This is a genomic window from Xanthomonas sp., assembly GCF_017163755.1.
Taxonomy (GTDB): Bacteria; Pseudomonadota; Gammaproteobacteria; order Xanthomonadales; family Xanthomonadaceae; genus Xanthomonas_A.
This window is the reverse complement of the sequence record NZ_JAFIWC010000016.1, coordinates 54,137-72,805: the sequence shown is the minus strand read 5'-3', so window position 1 is coordinate 72,805 and position 18,669 is coordinate 54,137. Positions and strand designations below refer to the sequence as shown.

General features: G+C 71.1%; 15 protein-coding genes. 13 read left to right on the top strand and 2 right to left on the bottom strand.

From position 1 onward, the window contains the following. The first annotated feature begins 8 nt into the window (after positions 1-8). The 11 genes from JR065_RS12135 (at position 9) to recJ (ending at position 12,301) form a co-directional block, all read left to right on the top strand. Positions 9-254, top strand: coding sequence for a DUF6587 family protein (locus JR065_RS12135; RefSeq protein WP_206234534.1), 246 nt, complete (start codon positions 9-11; stop codon positions 252-254). 282 nt (positions 255-536) lie between these two features. Then, positions 537-1,037 (top strand): nuclear transport factor 2 family protein, encoded by a 501-nt coding sequence (locus tag JR065_RS12130; protein WP_206234471.1) that lies wholly within the window; start codon positions 537-539, stop codon positions 1,035-1,037. 47 nt (positions 1,038-1,084) lie between these two features. Continuing rightward, on the top strand, positions 1,085-2,299 hold the full coding sequence (locus JR065_RS12125; protein WP_206234470.1) for an aminotransferase class I/II-fold pyridoxal phosphate-dependent enzyme: 1,215 nt from the start codon (positions 1,085-1,087) through the stop codon (positions 2,297-2,299). A gap of 16 nt (positions 2,300-2,315) precedes the next feature. Further along, entirely contained in the window at positions 2,316-3,029 is a 714-nt protein-coding gene (locus JR065_RS12120) for an MOSC domain-containing protein (RefSeq protein ID WP_206234469.1), read from the top strand. A 472-nt stretch (positions 3,030-3,501) separates the two neighbouring features. Beyond that, complete coding sequence (gene dapB / locus JR065_RS12115; protein ID WP_206234468.1) at positions 3,502-4,218, top strand: 4-hydroxy-tetrahydrodipicolinate reductase; 717 nt, start codon at positions 3,502-3,504, stop codon at positions 4,216-4,218. A gap of 161 nt (positions 4,219-4,379) precedes the next feature. Next, positions 4,380-5,534 carry a glutamine-hydrolyzing carbamoyl-phosphate synthase small subunit gene (carA, locus tag JR065_RS12110; RefSeq protein ID WP_206234467.1) on the top strand — a complete coding sequence of 385 codons (1,155 nt, stop codon included), beginning with the start codon at positions 4,380-4,382 and terminating at the stop codon, positions 5,532-5,534. Continuing rightward, positions 5,531-5,935, top strand: a complete 405-nt coding sequence (locus JR065_RS12105) for a four helix bundle protein (RefSeq protein ID WP_206234465.1) — start codon at positions 5,531-5,533, stop codon at positions 5,933-5,935. Before carA ends, JR065_RS12105 begins: the two co-directional genes overlap by 4 nt. A 1-nt stretch (position 5,936) precedes the next feature. Continuing rightward, entirely contained in the window at positions 5,937-9,179 is a 3,243-nt protein-coding gene (gene carB / locus JR065_RS12100) for a carbamoyl-phosphate synthase large subunit (RefSeq protein WP_206234464.1), read from the top strand. 8 nt (positions 9,180-9,187) lie between these two features. Further along, entirely contained in the window at positions 9,188-9,652 is a 465-nt protein-coding gene (gene greA, locus JR065_RS12095) for a transcription elongation factor GreA (RefSeq protein WP_206234533.1), read from the top strand. Positions 9,653-9,656: 4 nt separating this feature from the next. Next, positions 9,657-10,574, top strand: a complete 918-nt coding sequence (locus JR065_RS12090; RefSeq protein WP_206234462.1) for a phosphoglycerate mutase — start codon at positions 9,657-9,659, stop codon at positions 10,572-10,574. Beyond that, positions 10,571-12,301 (top strand): single-stranded-DNA-specific exonuclease RecJ, encoded by a 1,731-nt coding sequence (gene recJ, locus JR065_RS12085; RefSeq protein ID WP_206234460.1) that lies wholly within the window; start codon positions 10,571-10,573, stop codon positions 12,299-12,301. Before JR065_RS12090 ends, recJ begins: the two co-directional genes overlap by 4 nt. A 50-nt stretch (positions 12,302-12,351) precedes the next feature. Here recJ and JR065_RS12080 read toward each other — a convergent pair whose 3' ends face one another. After that, positions 12,352-13,092: a M48 family metallopeptidase gene (locus JR065_RS12080; protein WP_206234459.1), complete on the bottom strand. Its 741-nt coding sequence runs from the start codon at positions 13,090-13,092 to the stop codon at positions 12,352-12,354. Positions 13,093-13,338: 246 nt separating this feature from the next. Between JR065_RS12080 and JR065_RS12075 the strand changes: the two genes are divergently transcribed. Beyond that, a complete protein-coding gene (locus JR065_RS12075) occupies positions 13,339-16,254 on the top strand; it encodes a VIT domain-containing protein (protein WP_241093576.1) in 2,916 nt (971 codons plus the stop codon). A 25-nt stretch (positions 16,255-16,279) separates the two neighbouring features. Here the strand turns inward: JR065_RS12075 and JR065_RS12070 are convergent, their stop codons facing one another. Beyond that, positions 16,280-17,476, bottom strand: coding sequence for an acyltransferase family protein (locus tag JR065_RS12070; RefSeq protein WP_206234458.1), 1,197 nt, complete (start codon positions 17,474-17,476; stop codon positions 16,280-16,282). A 153-nt stretch (positions 17,477-17,629) separates the two neighbouring features. Here JR065_RS12070 and JR065_RS12065 point away from each other — a divergent pair, with 153 nt between their 5' ends. Next, entirely contained in the window at positions 17,630-18,526 is an 897-nt protein-coding gene (locus JR065_RS12065) for a LytTR family DNA-binding domain-containing protein (protein ID WP_206234457.1), read from the top strand. Positions 18,527-18,669: the final 143 nt, after the last annotated feature.

The following is an 18,669-nucleotide window of genomic DNA, read 5'->3' as shown; positions in this document are numbered from 1 at the left end:
CCGACTCCATGTCGCTGCTGCTGCAGTACGCGGTGATCGCGCTGGCGGTGCTGGTCAGCGCCTGGGTGGTGCTGAAGAAGCAGTTCCCGGGCACCGCGCGCCGGCTGCGGGTGGCGGTGGCGCTGCCGCTGCTGCGCGAAGGGCGCCCGGCCTGGCTGCAGGCGCTGGGCCGCAAGATCGCACCTGCGGCCAGTGCCGGTAGCGGCGCCTGCGGCGGCTGCGACAGCTGCGGCCCGTCGCCGAACAAGCGCTGAGCGGCGCCGCGCCGGCGGGCGCCTTCGCCGAGGCGAAGGCCTCGCGCACAATCCCGCACCAGGCCGCCGTCCACCACCAGGTTCTGCCGGTCATCGCGCGCGCGCAAGGCGAGGCGAAGAACAGCGCCGCGTCGGCGAACTCGGCCGGGAAGGCGACGCTGCGCAGCGGCGTATTGGCGGCGATTGGTAGAAACGGGTATCGGGGAACCGAGGGAGACACGCCAGCGTAGCAGCGCTTACACTGATGCCCGCCGCAGGGGGCGGCGCGACAAGGAACGTGGCATGAGGGCACTGGTATTGGTGGCGGTTCTGGTCGCTGCCGCGTGCGTGTACCGCTTCGGCGGCGAATCGATCGACGAGGCGCAGGTCCGGGACCTGTACCTGCGCGAGCAGCGCGCCTTCGAGGCGCTGGACCACGAGGCGTTCTGTGCGTTGCTGGACGAGGGCTTCGCCCGGTCGATGCTGGTGCGCCACGAGAACCAGCAAAAGCGCGTCACCGCCGACAAGGCGCAGGCCTGCGATGCCGCCGCGGACACGGTGAAGGTGTTGAGTCAATTGCGCAGCGCCGACGGGCGCCGCAAGCGCTACGAATACAGCCACACCATCCTCAGCATCGAGATCGCCCCGGACGAGCGCTCGGCGCGGGTGCAGGCACGCTCGACCCTGGTCACCCCGTTCCTGCGCACCACCACCCGCACCCACGACACCGTCGTGCGCCGGCGCTGGCGCACCTATGCCAGCGCCAGCGAAGGCACCACCTGGGTGGGCCCGGTGTACCGCTGAGCGCCGTCCGCTGCGCCGCACAGCGAAAGCGAAGCCGCGCTGCCGTTATGCTATCGGCCATGACCACCTCCTTTCCGTTCTCCCGCCGTGCGCAGGCGCTGACCAGTTCGGCGATCCGCGAAATTCTCAAAGTCACCGAACGCCCGGAGGTGATCTCCTTCGCCGGCGGGTTGCCGTCGCCGGACACGTTCCCGGTCGAGCGCATGCAGTACGCCTGCGACAAGGTGCTGCGCGAGGCGCCGCACGCGGCGCTGCAGTACGGCCCCACTGAAGGCTACCTGCCGCTGCGCGAATGGGTGGCCGCGCGGCTGAGCCGCCATGGCGCCACGATCCGCGCCAGCCAGGTGCTGATCACCACCGGCTCGCAGCAGGGCCTGGACCTGCTCGGCAAGATCTTCATCGACGAGGGCAGCAAGGTGCTGGTGGAGACGCCCAGCTACCTCGGCGCGCTGCAGGCGTTCTCGCTGTTCCAGCCGGCGTTCTCGGCGATGCGCTCGGACGAGTACGGCCTGGTGGTCGATGCGCTGACCGACGCGCAGCTCGCCGGCGCGCGCTTCATGTACTGCCTGCCCAACTTCCAGAACCCGACCGGGCGGCGGCTGCCGCTGGAGCGGCGCCAGGCGCTGGTCGCGCGCGCGGCCGCGGCGGGCGTGCCGCTGGTCGAGGACGATCCCTACGGCGAGCTGTGCTATAGCGGCGACACGTTGCCGAGCCTGCTGTCGATGAACCCGGACGAGGTCATCTACATGGGTTCGTTCTCCAAGGTGCTGGCGCCGGGCCTGCGCCTGGGCTTCGTGGTGGCGCCGGAAGCCGTGCACGCCAAGCTGGTGCAGGCCAAGCAGGCCGCCGACCTGCACACGCCGTCGTTCAGCCAGCGCATCGTCTACGAGGCGGTGCAGGACGGTTTCCTCGATGCGCACATTCCCGGCATCCGCGCGCTGTACGCGACGCGCTGCCAGCAGATGCTGCAGGCGCTGGACAAGCACTTTCCCGCGCAGGTGCGCTGGAACCGCCCCGAGGGCGGCATGTTCATCTGGGTCGACCTGCCGCCGGGCATGGACGGCGGCGCACTGCTGGCCAAGGCGATCGAGCGCAACGTGGCGTTCGTGCCGGGCGCGCCGTTCTACGCGGTCGACCCGCAGCGCAATACGCTGCGGCTGTCCTTCGTCACCGTGCCGGCGGAGAAGATCGACGCCGGCGTCCGCGTCCTCGGCGAACTGCTGAAGGACGAGGTCGCCGCGCACCTCGGCGCCGCCGCCTGATGCGGGCCGGCGGCGCATGAACCCGGGACCCATGGCGCTGGACCTGGCCGTCGATGCGGTGCTGGCGGGCAAGGCCGAGGCCTTCACCCGCCCCGGCAGCCGCAGCGCGATCGCCAAGCGGCCGCTGCACGGCCCGCAGCGCATCGGGCCCGAAGGCCTGGAGCTGGACGAGCAGGGCGACCGCCGCGTGCACGGCGGCGTCGACAAGGCCCTGCACCATTATCCGCGCGACCACTACGGCGCCTGGCGCGAGGAACTTGGCGCGCACGCGTTGCTGGACGCGCCCGGCGCCTTCGGCGAGAACCTCAGCACGCTCGGCGCCACCGAGGCCGACGTGTGCCTGGGCGACCGCCTGCGCCTGGGTACCGCGCTGGTGGAGGTGTCGCAGTCGCGGCAGCCGTGCTGGAAGCTGTCGGACCGCTTCGGCGCGCCGGCCCTGGCAAGGCGCGTGCAGGAAAGCGGCCGCACCGGCTGGTATTACCGCGTGCTGGAACCCGGCGAGGTCGCCGCGGGCGACCGGCTGGTGCTGCTGGAGCGCCCGTATCCGGCCTGGTCGCTGGCGCGGCTGATCGAGCTGCTGTACCGGCGCGCGATCGACCCGGCGCAGCTGGACCAGGTCCTGGCCTTGCCGCTGGTGCCGAACTGGCGCGTGCTGTTCGAGCGCCGCCTCGCGCAGCGCGAGGTCGAGAACTGGGACAAGCGCCTGCTGGGCCAGCCGGCGGCCGAGTAGCCAGCACTTGCCGGCGGCGTGGCGCCGCAGCGGTAGTGCTTGCCAGACCCGGATGCCTGTCGGGGCTGAAGCCCTTCCTACAGTGCATCCGGTGTGCAGGTCGCAAGTCCCTGTAGGAGCGGCTTCAGCCTCGACGAACGGAGTGGTGGGATTTCCGGTTTCGGATGCTGTCCGGCTGAAACCCCTCCTGCAGTGCGGGTAACCACTGATCGCAAGTCCCTGTGGGAGCGACTTCAGTCGCGACGAACGGAGCGGTAGGCCTACTGGCTTCGGATGCCATCGGGACTGAAGTTCCTCCCAGTACGCCCAGTGAGTTGGTTGCAAGTCCCTGTAGGAGCGCTTCAGCCGCGACGAACGAAGCAATGGGCCTTGAGGTTTGCGAGACCGCCAGGACCCAACGGCTTCCACGACCCGCCCACACCTGGCGCGTGCCCCCTGTCGCGCACCGCGACAAACCGCTAGCCTTGTGCCGATGACGACTTCTCCCGTGCGTGTGTTGATCCATGGTGCGTCCGGCCGCATGGGCCAGGCGTTGTTGCGCCTGGCCGCGCAGGAGCCGGCGCTGCAGGTGGTCGGCGCGGTGGTGCGCCGTTCGCCGGCGCAGCGGGTGGTCGACGGCGTGCCGTTCTTCGCCGCCGCCGAACTCGCCGGCGCGCCGGCGTTCGACGTCGCCATCGATTTCAGCCTGCCCGAAGGCTTCGATCCGATCCTGGCGCTGTGCGTGGCGCGCGGCGCGGCGCTGGTGTCCGGCACCACCGGCCTGGAGGCGCCGCAGCGGCAGGCGCTGGACGCGGCCGCCGCGCGCATCGCGCTGATCTGGGCGTCGAACTTCAGCCTCGGCGTGGCGGTGCTGAGCGAGCTGGTCGAACGCGCCGCCGCGGCGCTGCCGGGCTGGGACTGCGACATCGTCGAATCGCACCACGTGCACAAGAAGGACGCCCCGTCCGGCACCGCGCTGAGCCTGGGCGCGTCGGCCGCGCACGGCGGCGCGCAGCCGCATTATGCCAGCCTGCGCGCCGGCGACATCGTCGGCGAGCATCTGGTGCAGTTCAGCGGCCTGGGCGAGCGGGTCGAGCTGGTGCACCGCGCCAGCAACCGCGACATCTTCGCCCGCGGCGCGCTGCACGCCGCCGCGCGCCTGCCGGGGCGGCCGCCCGGGGCCTACCGGCTGCGCGATCTGCTCAGCTGAACGGCGCTTTCACATAAACGTCTGGCGCGGACAGGTCCGCGCCGGTACAATTCTCGCTCGCCTGTTACCCATCGCCACGGACCCGGAGAAGCGCCGAGTTCGCGGTTTCTTGCAGCCGCAAGTTGGTGGGGCAGGGTTCCTCTCACCCCAAGGCGAACCCCGTGACTCAACCCGCAATCCTTGTCCTTGAAGACGGCACCGTGTTCGAGGGCGAATCCGTAGGCGCCCCCGGCCTGTCCGTCGGCGAAGTGGTGTTCAACACCGCGATGACCGGCTACCAGGAGATCGTGACCGATCCGTCCTACGCCCGGCAGCTGGTCACCCTGACGTACCCGCATATCGGCAACACCGGCTGCACCGACCAGGACGACGAGGCCGCGCAGGTCTGGTCGGCCGGGCTGATCGTGCGCGACGTGCCGCGCCGTCCCAGCAGCTGGCGCAGCCAGGTGTCGCTGCCGGACTGGCTGCTCACCCGCGGCGTGGTCGCCATCGCCGGCATCGACACCCGCAAGCTGACCCGCATCCTGCGCCAGAAGGGCGCGCAGAACGGCGCGCTGATGGCCGGCGAGATCGACCTGGACAAGGCGCTGGAAGCGGCGCGCAAGTTCCCCGGCCTGAAGGGCATGGACCTGGCCAAGGTCGTGTCCACCGACAAGACCTATCCGTGGCGCGACGGCCAGCTCGACCTGGACAGCAACGCCTTCGCCCAGGCCGCGCCGACGTACAAGGTGGTGGCCTACGACTACGGGGTGAAGCTCAACATCCTGCGCATGCTCGCCGAGCGCGGCTGCGAGGTCACCGTGGTGCCGGCGCAGACCCCGGCCGCCGAGGTGCTGGCGCTGAACCCGCACGGCGTGTTCCTGTCCAACGGCCCCGGCGATCCGGAACCGTGCGACTACGCGATCGCGGCGATCCAGGAATTCATCGCGCGCAAGGTCCCCACCTTCGGCATCTGCCTGGGCCATCAGCTGCTGGCGCTGGCCGCCGGCGGCAAGACGGTGAAGATGGCCACCGGCCACCACGGCGCCAACCACCCGGTGCAGGACCTGGACAGCGGCCGGGTGATGATCACCTCGCAGAACCACGGTTTCGCGGTCGACGAGGCGTCGTTGCCGGGCAACGTGCGGGTGACCCACCGCTCGCTGTTCGACGGCACCAACCAGGGCATCGCGCTGACCGACGCGCCGGCCTTCAGCTTCCAGGGCCACCCGGAAGCCTCGCCGGGCCCGCGCGACGTGGGGCCGTTGTTCGATCGGTTTATCGTGTCGATGCGGGACTCGGGACTCGGGACTCGGGACTCGAGCTCGGTGCAGTGAGCCCTTCGCATTTCCGAGAACTCGATGTCTGGCAGCTGGCGATGGTGTTGGCCAAGCAGGTCTACGAAATCACCGCGGATCTTCCGCGGGAAGAGCGTTATGGATTGACGGCGCAACTGCAGCGTTCCGCCGTATCCATTCCGTCGAACATCGCCGAAGGCAACGCACGCTACGGCGCGCGTGACTACGCAAGATTCATTTCCATGGCGCAGGGATCCTGCGCCGAACTGCAAACGCAATTGCTGTTGGCGCTGGAGCTTTTCCTAGGCGACGCAGCAGCAATCGAAGAAGCCCTTTCTACGTGTGACCGGGTCGGCCGCATGCTGCACAAGCTGCATCGCAGCTTGCTGCAGAAGCTCGAATCCGAGTCCCGAGTCCCGAGTCCCGAGTCCCGGAGCTGACATGCCCAAGCGCACCGATCTAAAAACCATCCTCATCATCGGCGCCGGCCCGATCGTCATCGGCCAGGCCTGCGAGTTCGACTACTCCGGCGCGCAGGCGTGCAAGGCGCTGCGCGACGAGGGCTACCGCGTGGTGCTGGTCAACAGCAACCCGGCCACGATCATGACCGACCCGGAGATGGCCGACGCGGTCTACATCGAGCCGATCAACTGGCAGACGGTCGAGAAGATCATCGCCAAGGAGAAGCCCGACGCGCTGTTGCCGACGATGGGCGGGCAGACCGCGCTGAACTGCGCGCTGGACCTGGCCGACCACGGCGTGCTGGAGAAGTACGCCGTGGAGCTGATCGGCGCCAAGCGCGAGGCGATCATGATGGCCGAGGACCGCGAGCTGTTCCGCGTGGCCATGGGCGAGATCGGCCTGGAATGCCCGAAGGCGGAAGTGGCGCGCAGCTTCGAGCAGGCGGTGGAGATCCAGGCCAAGGTCGGCTACCCGACCATCATCCGGCCCAGCTTCACCCTCGGCGGCAGCGGCGGCGGCATCGCCTACAACCGCGAGGAGTTCGAGGAGATCATCAAGCGCGGCCTGGAACTGTCGCCGGTGCACGAAGTGCTGGTCGAGGAGTCGGTGCTGGGCTGGAAGGAATTCGAGATGGAAGTGGTCCGCGACACCGCGGACAACTGCATCATCGTCTGCTCGATCGAGAACCTCGACCCGATGGGCGTGCACACCGGCGACTCGATCACCGTGGCCCCGGCGCAGACCCTGACCGACAAGGAATACCAGCGCCTGCGCGACGCCTCGATCGCGGTGCTGCGCAAGATCGGCGTGGACACCGGCGGCTCCAACGTCCAGTTCGGCATCAACGCGCAGACCGGCCGCGTGGTGGTGATCGAGATGAACCCGCGCGTGTCGCGGTCCTCGGCGCTGGCGTCCAAGGCCACCGGCTTCCCGATCGCCAAGGTCGCGGCCAAGCTGGCGGTGGGCTACACGCTGGACGAACTGAAGAACGAGATCACCGGCGGCCTGACCCCGGCCTCGTTCGAGCCGTCGATCGACTACGTGGTGACCAAGATCCCGCGCTTCGCGTTCGAGAAGTTCCCGCAGGCCGATGCGCGCCTGACCACGCAGATGAAGTCGGTGGGCGAGGTGATGGCGATGGGCCGCACCTTCTCCGAGTCGCTGCAGAAGGCGCTGCGCGGCCTGGAGACCGGCAAGATCGGGCTCGACCCGACCGGCCTGGACCTGGGCAGCGAGGACGACATGGCCGCGCTGCGCCGCGAACTGAAGGCGCCGGGCCCGGAACGCCTGTTCTACGTCGCCGACGGCTTCCGCGCCGGCATGAGCGTGGAGCAGGTGCACGAACTGTCGTTCATCGATCCGTGGTTCCTCGACCAGATCGAGGACCTGGTCGCGCAGGAGAAGCAGCTGGCCGCCGACGGGCTGGGCTCGCTCGACGCCAGGCGCCTGCGCACGCTCAAGCGCGCCGGTTTCTCCGACGCGCGCCTGGCCGAGCTGACCGGCACCAACGAGGCGGCGATCCGCGCGCTGCGCCGCGCGCACAAGGTGCGCCCGGTGTACAAGCGGGTGGACTCGTGCGCGGCCGAATTCGCCACCGACACCGCCTACCTGTATTCGACCTACGAGGACGAGTGCGAGGCGCAGCCGAGCAACCGCGACAAGATCATGATCCTCGGCGGCGGCCCCAACCGCATCGGCCAGGGCATCGAGTTCGACTATTGCTGCGTGCACGCGGCGCTGGCGCTGCGCGAGGACGGCTATGAAACCATCATGGTCAACTGCAACCCGGAAACCGTGTCCACCGACTACGACACCTCCGACCGCCTGTACTTCGAGCCGCTGACGCTGGAGGACGTGCTGGAGATCGTCGAGCTGGAGCAGCCCAAGGGCGTGATCGTGCAGTACGGCGGGCAGACCCCGCTGAAGCTGGCGCGCGCGCTGGAGGCCAACGGCGTGCCGGTGATCGGCACCAGCCCGGACTCGATCGACCTGGCCGAGGACCGCGAGCGCTTCCAGCAGCTGGTCGAGAAGCTCGGCCTGAAGCAGCCGCCCAACCGCACCGCGCGCACCGCCGAGCAGGCGCTGACCCTGGCGCGCGAGATCGGCTATCCGCTGGTGGTGCGCCCGAGCTACGTGCTCGGCGGCCGCGCGATGGAGATCGTCTACGGCGAGGCCGACCTGGCGCGCTACGTGCGCGATGCGGTGAAGGTGTCCAACGACTCGCCGGTGCTGCTGGACCGCTTCCTCGACAACGCGGTGGAAGTGGACGTGGACATCATCGCCGACAAGGACGGCCACGTGCTGATCGGCGGGGTGATGGAGCATATCGAGGAAGCCGGCGTGCATTCGGGCGATTCCTCGTGCTCGCTGCCGCCGTACTCGCTGTCGGCCGCGACCCAGGCCGAGCTGCGCCGCCAGGTGGTGATGCTGGCCAAGGGCCTGAACGTGGTCGGGCTGATGAACACCCAGTTCGCGGTGCAGGTCGACGAGGCCGGCGACGACATCGTCTACCTGCTCGAAGTGAACCCGCGCGCCTCGCGCACGGTGCCGTTCGTGTCCAAGGCTACCGGCATGGCGCTGGCCAAGATCGCCGCGCGCTGCATGGCCGGCAAGACCCTGGCCGAGCAGGGCGCGCTGAAGGAGATCGTGCCGGACTACTACTCGGTCAAGGAAGCGATCTTCCCGTTCGCCAAGTTCCAGGGCGTCGATCCGATCCTCGGCCCGGAGATGCGTTCCACCGGCGAGGTGATGGGCGTGGGCCGCAGCTTCGGCGCCGCGTTCGCGCGCGCGCAGGAAGCCGGCGGGATCAAGGCGCCGCCGGTGGGCAAGGTGTTCCTGTCGGTGCGCGATCCGGACAAGCAGCGCGTGCTGTCGGTGGCGCAGGCGCTGGTCGAGCGCGGCTATTCGCTGGTGGCCACGCGCGGCACCTGCGCCTGGCTGCAGCAGCACGGCCTGCGCTGCGACCAGGTCAACAAGGTCGCCGAAGGCCGGCCGCATATCGTCGACCTGATCAAGAACGGCGAAATCGTGTATATCGTCAACACCACGGAGGGCCGCGCGGCCATCTCCGATTCGTTCTCGATCCGGCGCGAGGCCTTGCAGCAGCGCGTCACCTATTCGACCACCGTCGCCGGCGCGCGCGCGCTGGTGCATTCACTGGAATTCCGCGGCACCGGCCCGGTCTGGGCGCTGCAGGAACTGCACAAGGAGCTGGAAGCGTGAGAGTCCCGATGACCATGCAGGGCGCGCAGCGCCTGCGCGAGGAACTGGAACAGCTGAAGTCGGTCAAGCGGCCGGAAGTGATCGCCGCCATCGCCGAGGCGCGTGCGCACGGCGACCTGAAGGAAAACGCCGAGTACCACGCCGCGCGCGAACAGCAGAGCTTCATCGAAGGCCGCATCAAGCAGCTGGAAAGCGAACTGTCGCATTCGGAAGTGATCGACGTGACCAAGCTGGAGGTCGGCAGCAAGGTGGTGTTCGGCGCCACCGTGACCCTGGCCGACGAGGAAACCGGCGAGGAGAAGCGCTACCAGATCGTCGGCGACCTGGAGGCGGACATCAAGCAGGGCCTGATCGCGATCTCCTCGCCGCTGGCGCGCGCGCTGATCGGCAAGCTGGAAGGCGACAGCGTCACCATCGACGCGCCCGCCGGCCGCCGCGACTACGAAATCGTCAGCGTCCAGTACATCGGCTGAGCGCATGGCCGTCGCCACCTTGCTGTTGCCGGAACGGGCCCGTCTGGCCGGACCGGCGCTGAGCGGCGAGGTGGCGCGGGCGCTCGGCCGCGCGCAGCGCGACACGCTGGCCGCCGGCAGCCAGGCGCAGCTGCGGCGCCATTTCGCGCTGCCGCCGGCGTCGTGGCCGGTGGCGGCGCTGACCCGCCAGTTCGACAGCGGCGATGCCGGCGACGCCGTGTGGCTGCGCGCCGACCCGGCCTACGTGGTGCCGGACATGCAGGGCGCGCGGCTGATGGCCCACGGCGACATGCTCGCGCCCGATGCCGACGACGTGGCCGCGCTGCTGCCGGCGTTGCAGCCGCTGTTCGCCGACGCCGGCATCGAGCTCGATGCGCCGGACCCGGCGCGCTGGTACCTGCGCCTGCCCGCCGGCAGCGAGCTGCCGGCGTTCGCGGCGCCGGCGCAGGTGCTCGGCGACGACCTGTTCGACCACCTGCCCGAGGGCGCCGACGCCAGGCGCTGGCGCGCGCTGCTGACCGAGGCGCAGATCGTGCTGCACCAGCATCCGTGGAACCGGCAGCGCGCCGCGCTCGGGCGCCCGGCGATCAATTCGCCGTGGTTCTGGGGCGGCGGTTCGTTGCCGGCCGGGGTGAGCTCGCCGCACGCGCAGGTGCGCAGCCGCGACCCGCTGCTGCGCGCGTTGGCGCTGGCCGCGGGCATCGGCGACGCCGCGCCGCGCATCGATGCGCTGGTGGACCTGCGCCAGTTGCGTTCGCACGAGCAGTTCGTCGGCGAGGCGCTGCAACCGCTGCTCGAGGCGTTGCGCGGCGGCGAACTGGCGCAGCTGGTGCTGGATTTCGAGGACGGCGCGCGTTTCCGCATCGACCGCGGGCAGCGCTGGCAGCTGTGGCGGCGGCCGTTGCCGCGCCTGGACGCATGAGCCCGTCGCCACGCATCACCCGGCGACCGGCGCTGGAAGGCGGCCCGTGGCCGGAGGCGGTGCTGCCGCTGCTGCGGCGGATCTACGCCGCGCGCGGCGCGCACGACGCCGAGCTGGCGCAGCCGAAACTGGCGCGGCTGCTGCCGCCGGACACGCTGAGCGGCATCGACGCCGCGGTCGCGCTGCTGGCCGAGGCGATCGCAGGCGGCAGGCGCATCCTGGTGGTCGGCGATTTCGACTGCGACGGCGCCACCGCCTGCGCGGTGGCGGTGCGCGGATTGCGCCTGCTCGGCGCCGCGCAGGTGCTGCACGCGGTGCCCAACCGCAAGGTGCATGGCTACGGGCTGTCGCCGGCGCTGGTCGCCGAACTGGCGCCGCTGCAGCCGCACCTGCTGGTCACCGTCGACCACGGCATCGCCTGCCACGCCGGCGTGGCCGCGGCCAAGGCGCTGGGCTGGCAGGTGCTGGTCACCGACCATCACCTGCCGGGCGCGGCGCTGCCGCCGGCCGACGCGATCGTCGACCCGAACCTGGCCGGCGATGCGTTCCCGAGCAAGATGCTGGCCGGCGTCGGGGTGATCTTCTACGTGCTGCTGGCGTTGCGCCGGTACCTGCGTGAGCGCGGCGCGTTCGCCGAGCCGGCGCCGGACCTGAGCGTGCTGCTGGACCTGGTCGCGGTGGGCACCGTCGCCGACCTGGTGCCGCTGGACGCGAACAATCGCGCGTTGGTGTCCGCCGGGCTGCGCCGCCTGCAGCGCGGCCAGGGCTGCGTCGGCCTGCGCGCGCTGATCGAGGCCAGCGGGCGCGATCCGGCGCGGCTCACCGCCAGCGACATCGGTTTCGCGCTGGCGCCGCGGCTCAACGCGGCCGGGCGACTGGAGGACATGGCGCTGGGCATCGAGCTGCTGCTGTGCGAGCAGCCGCAGCAGGCGCGCGAGATCGCCGCGACGCTGGAACAGATCAATGCCGAGCGCCGCGCCGTGCAGCAGCAGATGACCGACGAGGCCGAGGCCACGGTGGCGCGCGCGCTGCTGGATGCGCCCGACGAGCCGCCGGTGACGGTGTGCCTGTTCGATGCGCAATGGCATCCGGGCGTGATCGGCCTGGTGGCTTCGAAGATGAAGGACCGCCTGCACCGCCCGGTGATCGCGTTCGCGCCGGCCGAGCCGGGCAGCGAACAGCTGCGCGGCTCGGCGCGCTCGATTCCCGGGTTCCATATCCGCGACGCGATGGCCGCGGTGGAGGCGCGGCGGCCGGGGCTGATGGAGAAGTTCGGCGGCCATGCGATGGCGGCGGGACTGAGCCTGCGCCAGGACGCGCTGGCCGAGTTCGAGCAGCTGTTCCGCGAACACGCCTTGGCCAGCCTGGACGCGGCGCTGCTGCAGGCCGAGCTGCTCAGCGATGGCGAACTGTCGGCGCACGAACTGGACCATCGTCATGCCGAGGCGCTGCGCCTGGCCGGGCCGTGGGGGCAGGGCTTTCCCGAGCCGCTGTTCGATGGCGAGTTCGACGTGGTGCAATGGCGCGTGCTGAAGGAGCGCCACGTCAAGCTGAGCCTGCGCCACCCGGAGGTGGCCGCACCGCTGAACGCGATCCACTTCGGCGGCTGGTGCGGCAGCGAACCCGGCCGCCGCGTGCACATCGCCTACCGCCTGGTCGCCGACGACTATCGCGGCGGGCAGGCGATCCAGTTGCTGGTGGAGCATTGCCGGCCGGCGGCCGGCTGAACCCGGCGTCCGCCCGCATCGTCGCGGGCGGACGCCAGACCGGCCTGGCGTCAGCCGTCCTTCTTGATCAGCGATTCGATCTTGGCCGCGCGCGCGTCCGAGCCGGGGTGCGAGGACATCAGCCCGCCCTTGCTCGACAGCTTGCGGAACATGCTCACCATCGCGTTCGGATCGTACTGGTGGCGCTTCATGAAGCGGTAGCCGTATTCGTCGGCCGCGCTCTCTTCCTTCTGCGAGAACTGCGCGTTGACGAAGCCTTCGGCCAGTTCGCCGAGCTGGCCGGAGCTGAGGCTGGCGACGGTGGAGTTGCCGGCCGCCGCGGCGGTCTCGCGGCCGGCCGAGGCCAGCAGCGCGGTGCGCATCTTGGTCTTGCTGTGGCCGAGCTTGACGTGGCCGATCTCATGGCCGATCACGCTGCGCACTTCGTCGTCGGTGGACATGTCCATCAGGCCGGAGTAGACGCGCACGCAGCCGTTCGCCATCGCCCAGGCATTGACTTCCTGGGTCTTGTAGACCTTGAAGCTGAGCTTGAGCCCGTCCTCGCCGGCCAGGCCCTGGGTGATCTTGGCCAGGCGCTGTGCGTAGGGGTCGTTGCCCTCGGCGATGGTGTTCTCCGCGTCCATGTACTTGCAGGCCGCGTCGGCGGCCTGGGCCACGTCCTGGTCGGACAGGGTCAGCGCCTGGCCGGCCTTGAGGCCGGTGGAGGAGAGTTGCTTGAGGTCGATGGCCGAGGCGTTGGCCGCGGCCAGACAGGCGACGGCCAGGCAGGTAGCCGGCAGAAGAGTCCTCATGGTGTTGCTCCTTGGTTGGGTCGGATGGCGCATTCCCGCCGGGGTTGGCGGAGGTTGCGGCGGACGGGATGGTAACAGCGGCGCTGATCGGGGCGCGATCGCGTCCGCATGCGCCGCGCCCAGGTGGCAGACTCGGGCACGGCGCCAGGCTCGCGCGGACCGGCCGGCGCGGCGGACACCGCGCTAACCCCGTTGCGCCGCGGCGGACGTTCAATGTCCACGTCCGTATCCTTCAGGGAGTGATCCATGCCGTATGTCGCCAAGGTCCTGCGTTGCATGCTGGCTTCGATGCTGTTGACCGTGGGGGCGGCGCAGGCCCAGCCGGCGCCGCCAGCGCGCATCGCCGAGCCGTTGCTGTCGGCGCCGCAGGCCGAGCGCGCGGTCCAATTGCGCTCGGCCTCGATCAGCGCGCATGCCGCGGCCGGGCTGGCGGAAACCACGGTGGAACTGGAGTTCTTCAATCCCAATGCGCGGGTGCTGGAAGGCCAGCTGGCGTTCCCGCTGCGCGACGGACAGCAGATCAGCGGCTTCGCCCTGGACATCGACGGGCAGATGCGCGAGGCGGTGCCGGTGCCCAAGGCGCGCGGGCGCCAGGTGTTCGAGGCGATCGAGCGGCGCGGCGTGGATCCGGGGCTGGTCGAGCAGACCGCCGGCAACCAGTTCCGGCTGCGGGTGTATCCGATCCCGGCGCACGGCAGCCGCCGCGTGCGGCTGATCTATCGCGAGTCGCTGAGCCGCGACGCGGCCGGCTGGCAATGGCGCCTGCCGCTGGACTACGCCGCCGGCGCGCAGTCGCTGCGGGTGCAGCTGACTAGCCAGACCGCGCCGCTGGACACCCAAGACCTGCCAGCGGGACTGCGCCTGCGCGCGCACGACGGCGGCTATGCGGCGAGCTGGTCCGGCACCGCGGCGCAGCTGCCTGCGCGGATCGCGCTGTCGCTGCGCGCGGCCAGCGAGCCGCGCGTGGCCAGCGGCAGCCGCGACGGGCAGCGCTATTTCCAGGCGCTGGTGCCGATCGCCGACATCCGCGGCGCGCGCGTGCTGCCCAGGCGCATCGGCCTGTTGTGGGACGCGTCCGGCTCGGCGCGGCATCGCGACGTGGCCGCCGAGCTGGCCTTGCTCGAGCGCTACTTCGCCGCCGCCGGCGCCATGCAGGTCGACCTGATCGTGCTGCGCGACCGCGCGCAGGCGCCGCGCCGCTTCCAGGTGCGCGACGGCGACTGGAGCTCGCTCAGGGCGACGCTGGCCGCGCTGCAGGCCGACGGCGCCAGCGCGCTGGGCGACTGGCGCGCGTCGGCGGACGTGGAGGAATACCTGTTGTTCAGCGACGGCCTCGGCAACTACGGGCCGCAGGCGTTGCCGGCGCTGTCCGGCCTCCAGCGCCTGTACGCGATCAATTCCGCCGGCGCCGATGCCGACGCCGGGCGCCTGGCGGCGGCGGCCGAAGCGCGCGGCGGGCGCCTGGTCGAACTGCACGGCGTGGCGGGACTGGCGGCGGCAAGCGCGCAGTTGCTGCAGCAGGGCGGCGAGCTGGTATCGCTGCAGGGCGAGCGGGTCGCCGACCTGGTCGCCGAGTCGCGGCATGCCGACGCCGGCTATCTGCGCATCGCCGGGCGCCTGCTGTCGGACGACGCGACGCTGCAGCTGGAGATCGCCACCGCCGCCAGCCGTCGCACGCTGCGCATCGCGCTGCGCGATGCCAGCGAAGTGCCCGGCGACCTGGTGCCGGGCGCGTGGGCGCGCGCCATGCTGCGCGCCCTGGCCGCCGACCCGCTGGGCGATGCGCAGCGGCGCCAGCAGCTGGCCAGCCGCTTCGGCGTGGTCAGCGCCGACACCTCGCTGCTGGTGCTGGAGGACGTGGACGACTACGTCCGCTACGACATCGCGCCGCCGCCGGCGTTGCGCCAGGCGGTGGCGCAGGCGCGCGCGCAGCGCCAGTCGGCCGAACGGGAGCAGCGCAAGCAGCGCGTCGATCGCGTCGCCGGGGAGTTCGCCCAGCGCATCGCCTGGTGGCAGCGCAGCTTCCCCAAGGACGCGCCGCCGCGCGCCAAGACGCAGATCGACGACGGCCACTACGTGGCGCAACGCGCGGCCTCCGCGCCGGCGCCGGCGCGGGCGTTGGCCCGTCGTGCCGCCCCGGCCCCGCCGCCGGCTCCTGCGCCGGCCATGCTGGCCGAGTCGGCGGCACTGGACGCGGTGGCCATCTCCGGCGCCGTGACCGACGCGGCCGCGGCCGGTGCCGCGGCGCCGGCGACGATCGCGCTGACGCTGCAGCCGTGGCAGCCGGACTCGCCGTACGCCAGGCGCCTGCGCGCGGCGGCGCCGGCCGAGGTCTATCCGCTGTACCTGAGCGAGCGTGCCGCGCACGCCGACAGCGTGGCCTTCTACCTGGACGTGGCCGACGTGCTGTTCGAGCGCGGCCAGCCGGAACTGGCGCTGCGCGTGCTGTCCAACCTGGCCGAGCTGCAGCTGGAGAACCGCCACGTGCTGCGCGTGCTCGGCTACCGGCTGCTGCAGGCGGGCAGGGCGGACCTGGCGGTGCCGGTGTTCGAACAGGTGCTGCGGCTGGGCGAGGAGGAGCCGCAGAGCTTCCGCGACCTGGGCCTGGCCCAGGCCGCGGCCGGCGATGCGCAGGCGGCGATCGAGCAGCTGTACCAGGTGGTCGCGCGCGACTGGGACAGCCGTTTCGACGGCGTGGCGCTGATCGCGCTGAACGAGCTCAACGCCATCGTCGCCCGTGCCGGGCGCCCGCTGGATACCGCGTTCGCCGACCCGCGGCTGCTGCGCAACCTGCCGCTGGACCTGCGCGTGGCGCTGAGCTGGGACAGCGACAATAGCGACATGGACCTGTGGGTGACCGACCCCAACGGCGAGCGCTGCTACTACGGCAACCGCGACACCTACCAGGGCGGGCACCTGTCGGACGACTTCACCGGCGGCTACGGCCCGGAGGAATTCGTGCTGCGCCACGCCAAGCCGGGCAAGTACAAGGTGGAGGCGAACTTCTTCGGCGACCGCCAGCAGCTGGTCACCGGCGCCACCACCTTGCACCTGCAGCTGAGCACCGGCTGGGGCGGCGCCGTGCAGCGCGACCAGCAGGTCACGCTGCGACTGAAGGACCGCAAGGACACGATCCTGGTCGGCGAGTTCGAGGTGCGCTGAGCGCCGCCAGCGCTGCCGGCACGGTTCAGGCCGTGCTGGCGCCGCTGCGCAGCGCGGCCGCGTCGGCGCCCCGTGCGTGCTTGAGCCCGAACAGCGGACGCAGCCAGTCGATGCGCCTGACCACGTCGTAGCCGGCAAAGCACAGCGCGAAGGTCGCCGCCACCAGCAACGGCCCTTCGAGCAGCGGCGGCAGCCGCCACGGCTTGAGCTGGTGCGCCAGCACCACGATCACGGTCTGGTGCAGGATGTAGACCGGGAACACCGCTGGCGCCAGGTAGCGCAGCGCGCGGTTGTCGGCGTGGCGGAAGCGGTAGGCGAACCCGAGCAGGGCGGCGATCGCGCACCACTGGTCGACCGCCCAGGCCACGCGCAGGCCCATCCGCAGCGCGGCGGGCGGCGGTGCGGCGTCGCTGTAGCCGGCGAAGTACCAGGTATGGACCATCAGCCCGTAGCAAGCCGCGGCCAGCAGCAGGGCCGGCCAGCGCAGCCGCTGCAGCGATTCCCAGAAGCCGGTGGCCGTTGCCGTCGCCACGCCGATCAGGAACATCGGCACGTACTGCGCATGGTTGTACCAGTCGTCGACCAGCGCGTGGGTCGACTCGAAGCGCTCGACCAGCAGCAGCCGCGCCGCCGCCAGCAGCGCGACCGGCAGCAGCAGCGCGCGCCAGCCCTGCAGCGCCGCGCCGGCCCAGCCGCGCAGCCGCGCCAGGACCGGTTCCGGCAGCAGCCGCCAGCCCAGCCACAGCAGCACGGTGTAGACCCACAGGTAGGCGACGAACCACAGATGGTTCCAGGTGGGCAGGCGCAGGCAGTCGCCATCGGCGCCGCAGAACCCGTGGTAGCCGCCGAGGTAGCGGGCATAGAACGCCAGGTAGCCCTCGCGGTAGCCGCCGGGCAGCTGTTCGACCACCTGGTAGTACGCCTGCGGCGGCACCACCACGGCCATGCCGAACAGCAGCGGCAGCAGCAGCCGCCATGAGCGCAGCCGCAGGAACCGGCGCGGCGTCCGGCGCAGCATGAAGGCGGTGGCCGCGCCGGAGATCAGGAACAGCAGCGACATCCGCCACGGCCCGCTCGACAGCATGAACGGCTCCAGCGCGGTGCCGGCGTGCGGGCTTTTGACGTGCCAGTCCCAGCTCACGTAGTACATGCCCACGTGGTAGAGGAGCAGCAGGCCGAAGGCGCACACGCGCACCCAGTCCAGATCGTGACGGCGTTCCATGGCGCATCCAGGTTCGGGGAAGCGCCCAGGGAACGGCGCATCGCGCCGCCGCGCCCGCCCGCAGTGACGAACATCGCGTCCTTGGGGACCGATGGCGGAGCGCAGGGACGAACCGCGGCGGCCGCCGCGGCTGCGGACGTTAAGATGCGCGGCATGCCCGATCCCCGCGCCGACACCTTCTACCAACGCTTCGCGCCGTGGCGGCGCAGCTTCGAGGTCGGCTTCTGGGTCGTGCTCACCCTGGTCAACGGCACCGCCAACAGCATCACCGTACTGATGGACATCCACAGGACCGGGTTGCACTTCGCCGCCTGGGAGCCGGCGGTGTGGGAGTGGTCCAGCGGCCTGGTGTTCCTGCTGATCGTGCCGGTGCTGGTGGTGCTGACCCGGCGCTATCCGCTGCACTGGGACAACTGGCGGCAGCGGCTGCCGGCCTACCTGCTGGGCAGCGTCGCGTTGTCGGTGCTGCACGTGGTGGGGATGGTCGCGATCCGCAGCGTGGTCTATCGCCTGCAGGGGGCCACTTACGACTTCGGTTCCTGGCCGCAGGGGCTGCTCTACGAATACCTGAAGGACGTGCGCAGCCTGGCCTCGATGCTGGTCAGCGTGGAGGCCTACCGCTTCCTGCTGCGCCGCTGGCAGGGCGAGGCGGCGCTGCTGGGGGCGCCCGACGAAGGGCCGCCGGTGGAATCGCTGGAGCGTCCGGAGCGGTTCCTGGTGCGCAAGCTCGGCCGCGACTTCCTGGTCGCCGCCGCCGACATCGAATGGCTGCAGGCCTCGGGCAACTACGTCAACCTGCGCGTGCGCGGCCACGACTATCCGTTGCGCAGCACGATGGCGGCGATCGAGGCCCGGCTGGATCCGGCGATGTTCGTGCGCATCCACCGCAGCTACCTGGTCAACCTGGGCTGCGTGGTGTCGATCGAGCCGCTGGAGGCGGGCGAGGCCTGGGTGCACCTGCGCGACGGCAGCCGCGTGCCGTGCAGCCGCCGCTATCGCGCCGGCCTGCGCGCCGTGGCCGGCAACGCCGACGCCGGCGCGGTGGGCTAGGGCGCCGCTATCGGCGCAGGCCATGGGCCGCCGTTGCGGCGGCGGGGCGGGACCGCCCGGCTTGTACGACGACGCCAACCCGACCACGCACGCGGCAGGACTGCCCGGCGCTGTGGCCGCTGCGGCGGAATTGCTAGAATCGG

Excerpts from the sequence above, each read along its gene's own strand:
- JR065_RS12135 (WP_206234534.1), top strand. The coding sequence starts at position 9 with ATGTCGCTGCTGCTGCAGTACGCGGTGATCGCGCTGGCGGTGCTGGTC.
- JR065_RS12130 (WP_206234471.1), top strand. The coding sequence starts at position 537 with ATGAGGGCACTGGTATTGGTGGCGGTTCTGGTCGCTGCCGCGTGCGTG.
- JR065_RS12125 (WP_206234470.1), top strand. The coding sequence starts at position 1,085 with ATGCTATCGGCCATGACCACCTCCTTTCCGTTCTCCCGCCGTGCGCAG.
- JR065_RS12120 (WP_206234469.1), top strand. The coding sequence starts at position 2,316 with ATGAACCCGGGACCCATGGCGCTGGACCTGGCCGTCGATGCGGTGCTG.
- dapB (WP_206234468.1), top strand. The coding sequence starts at position 3,502 with ATGACGACTTCTCCCGTGCGTGTGTTGATCCATGGTGCGTCCGGCCGC.
- carB (WP_206234464.1), top strand. The coding sequence starts at position 5,937 with ATGCCCAAGCGCACCGATCTAAAAACCATCCTCATCATCGGCGCCGGC.
- greA (WP_206234533.1), top strand. The coding sequence starts at position 9,188 with ATGACCATGCAGGGCGCGCAGCGCCTGCGCGAGGAACTGGAACAGCTG.
- JR065_RS12090 (WP_206234462.1), top strand. The coding sequence starts at position 9,657 with ATGGCCGTCGCCACCTTGCTGTTGCCGGAACGGGCCCGTCTGGCCGGA.
- recJ (WP_206234460.1), top strand. The coding sequence starts at position 10,571 with ATGAGCCCGTCGCCACGCATCACCCGGCGACCGGCGCTGGAAGGCGGC.
- JR065_RS12080 (WP_206234459.1), bottom strand. The coding sequence starts at position 13,092 with ATGAGGACTCTTCTGCCGGCTACCTGCCTGGCCGTCGCCTGTCTGGCC.
- JR065_RS12075 (WP_241093576.1), top strand. The coding sequence starts at position 13,339 with ATGCCGTATGTCGCCAAGGTCCTGCGTTGCATGCTGGCTTCGATGCTG.
- JR065_RS12070 (WP_206234458.1), bottom strand. The coding sequence starts at position 17,476 with ATGGAACGCCGTCACGATCTGGACTGGGTGCGCGTGTGCGCCTTCGGC.
- JR065_RS12065 (WP_206234457.1), top strand. The coding sequence starts at position 17,630 with ATGCCCGATCCCCGCGCCGACACCTTCTACCAACGCTTCGCGCCGTGG.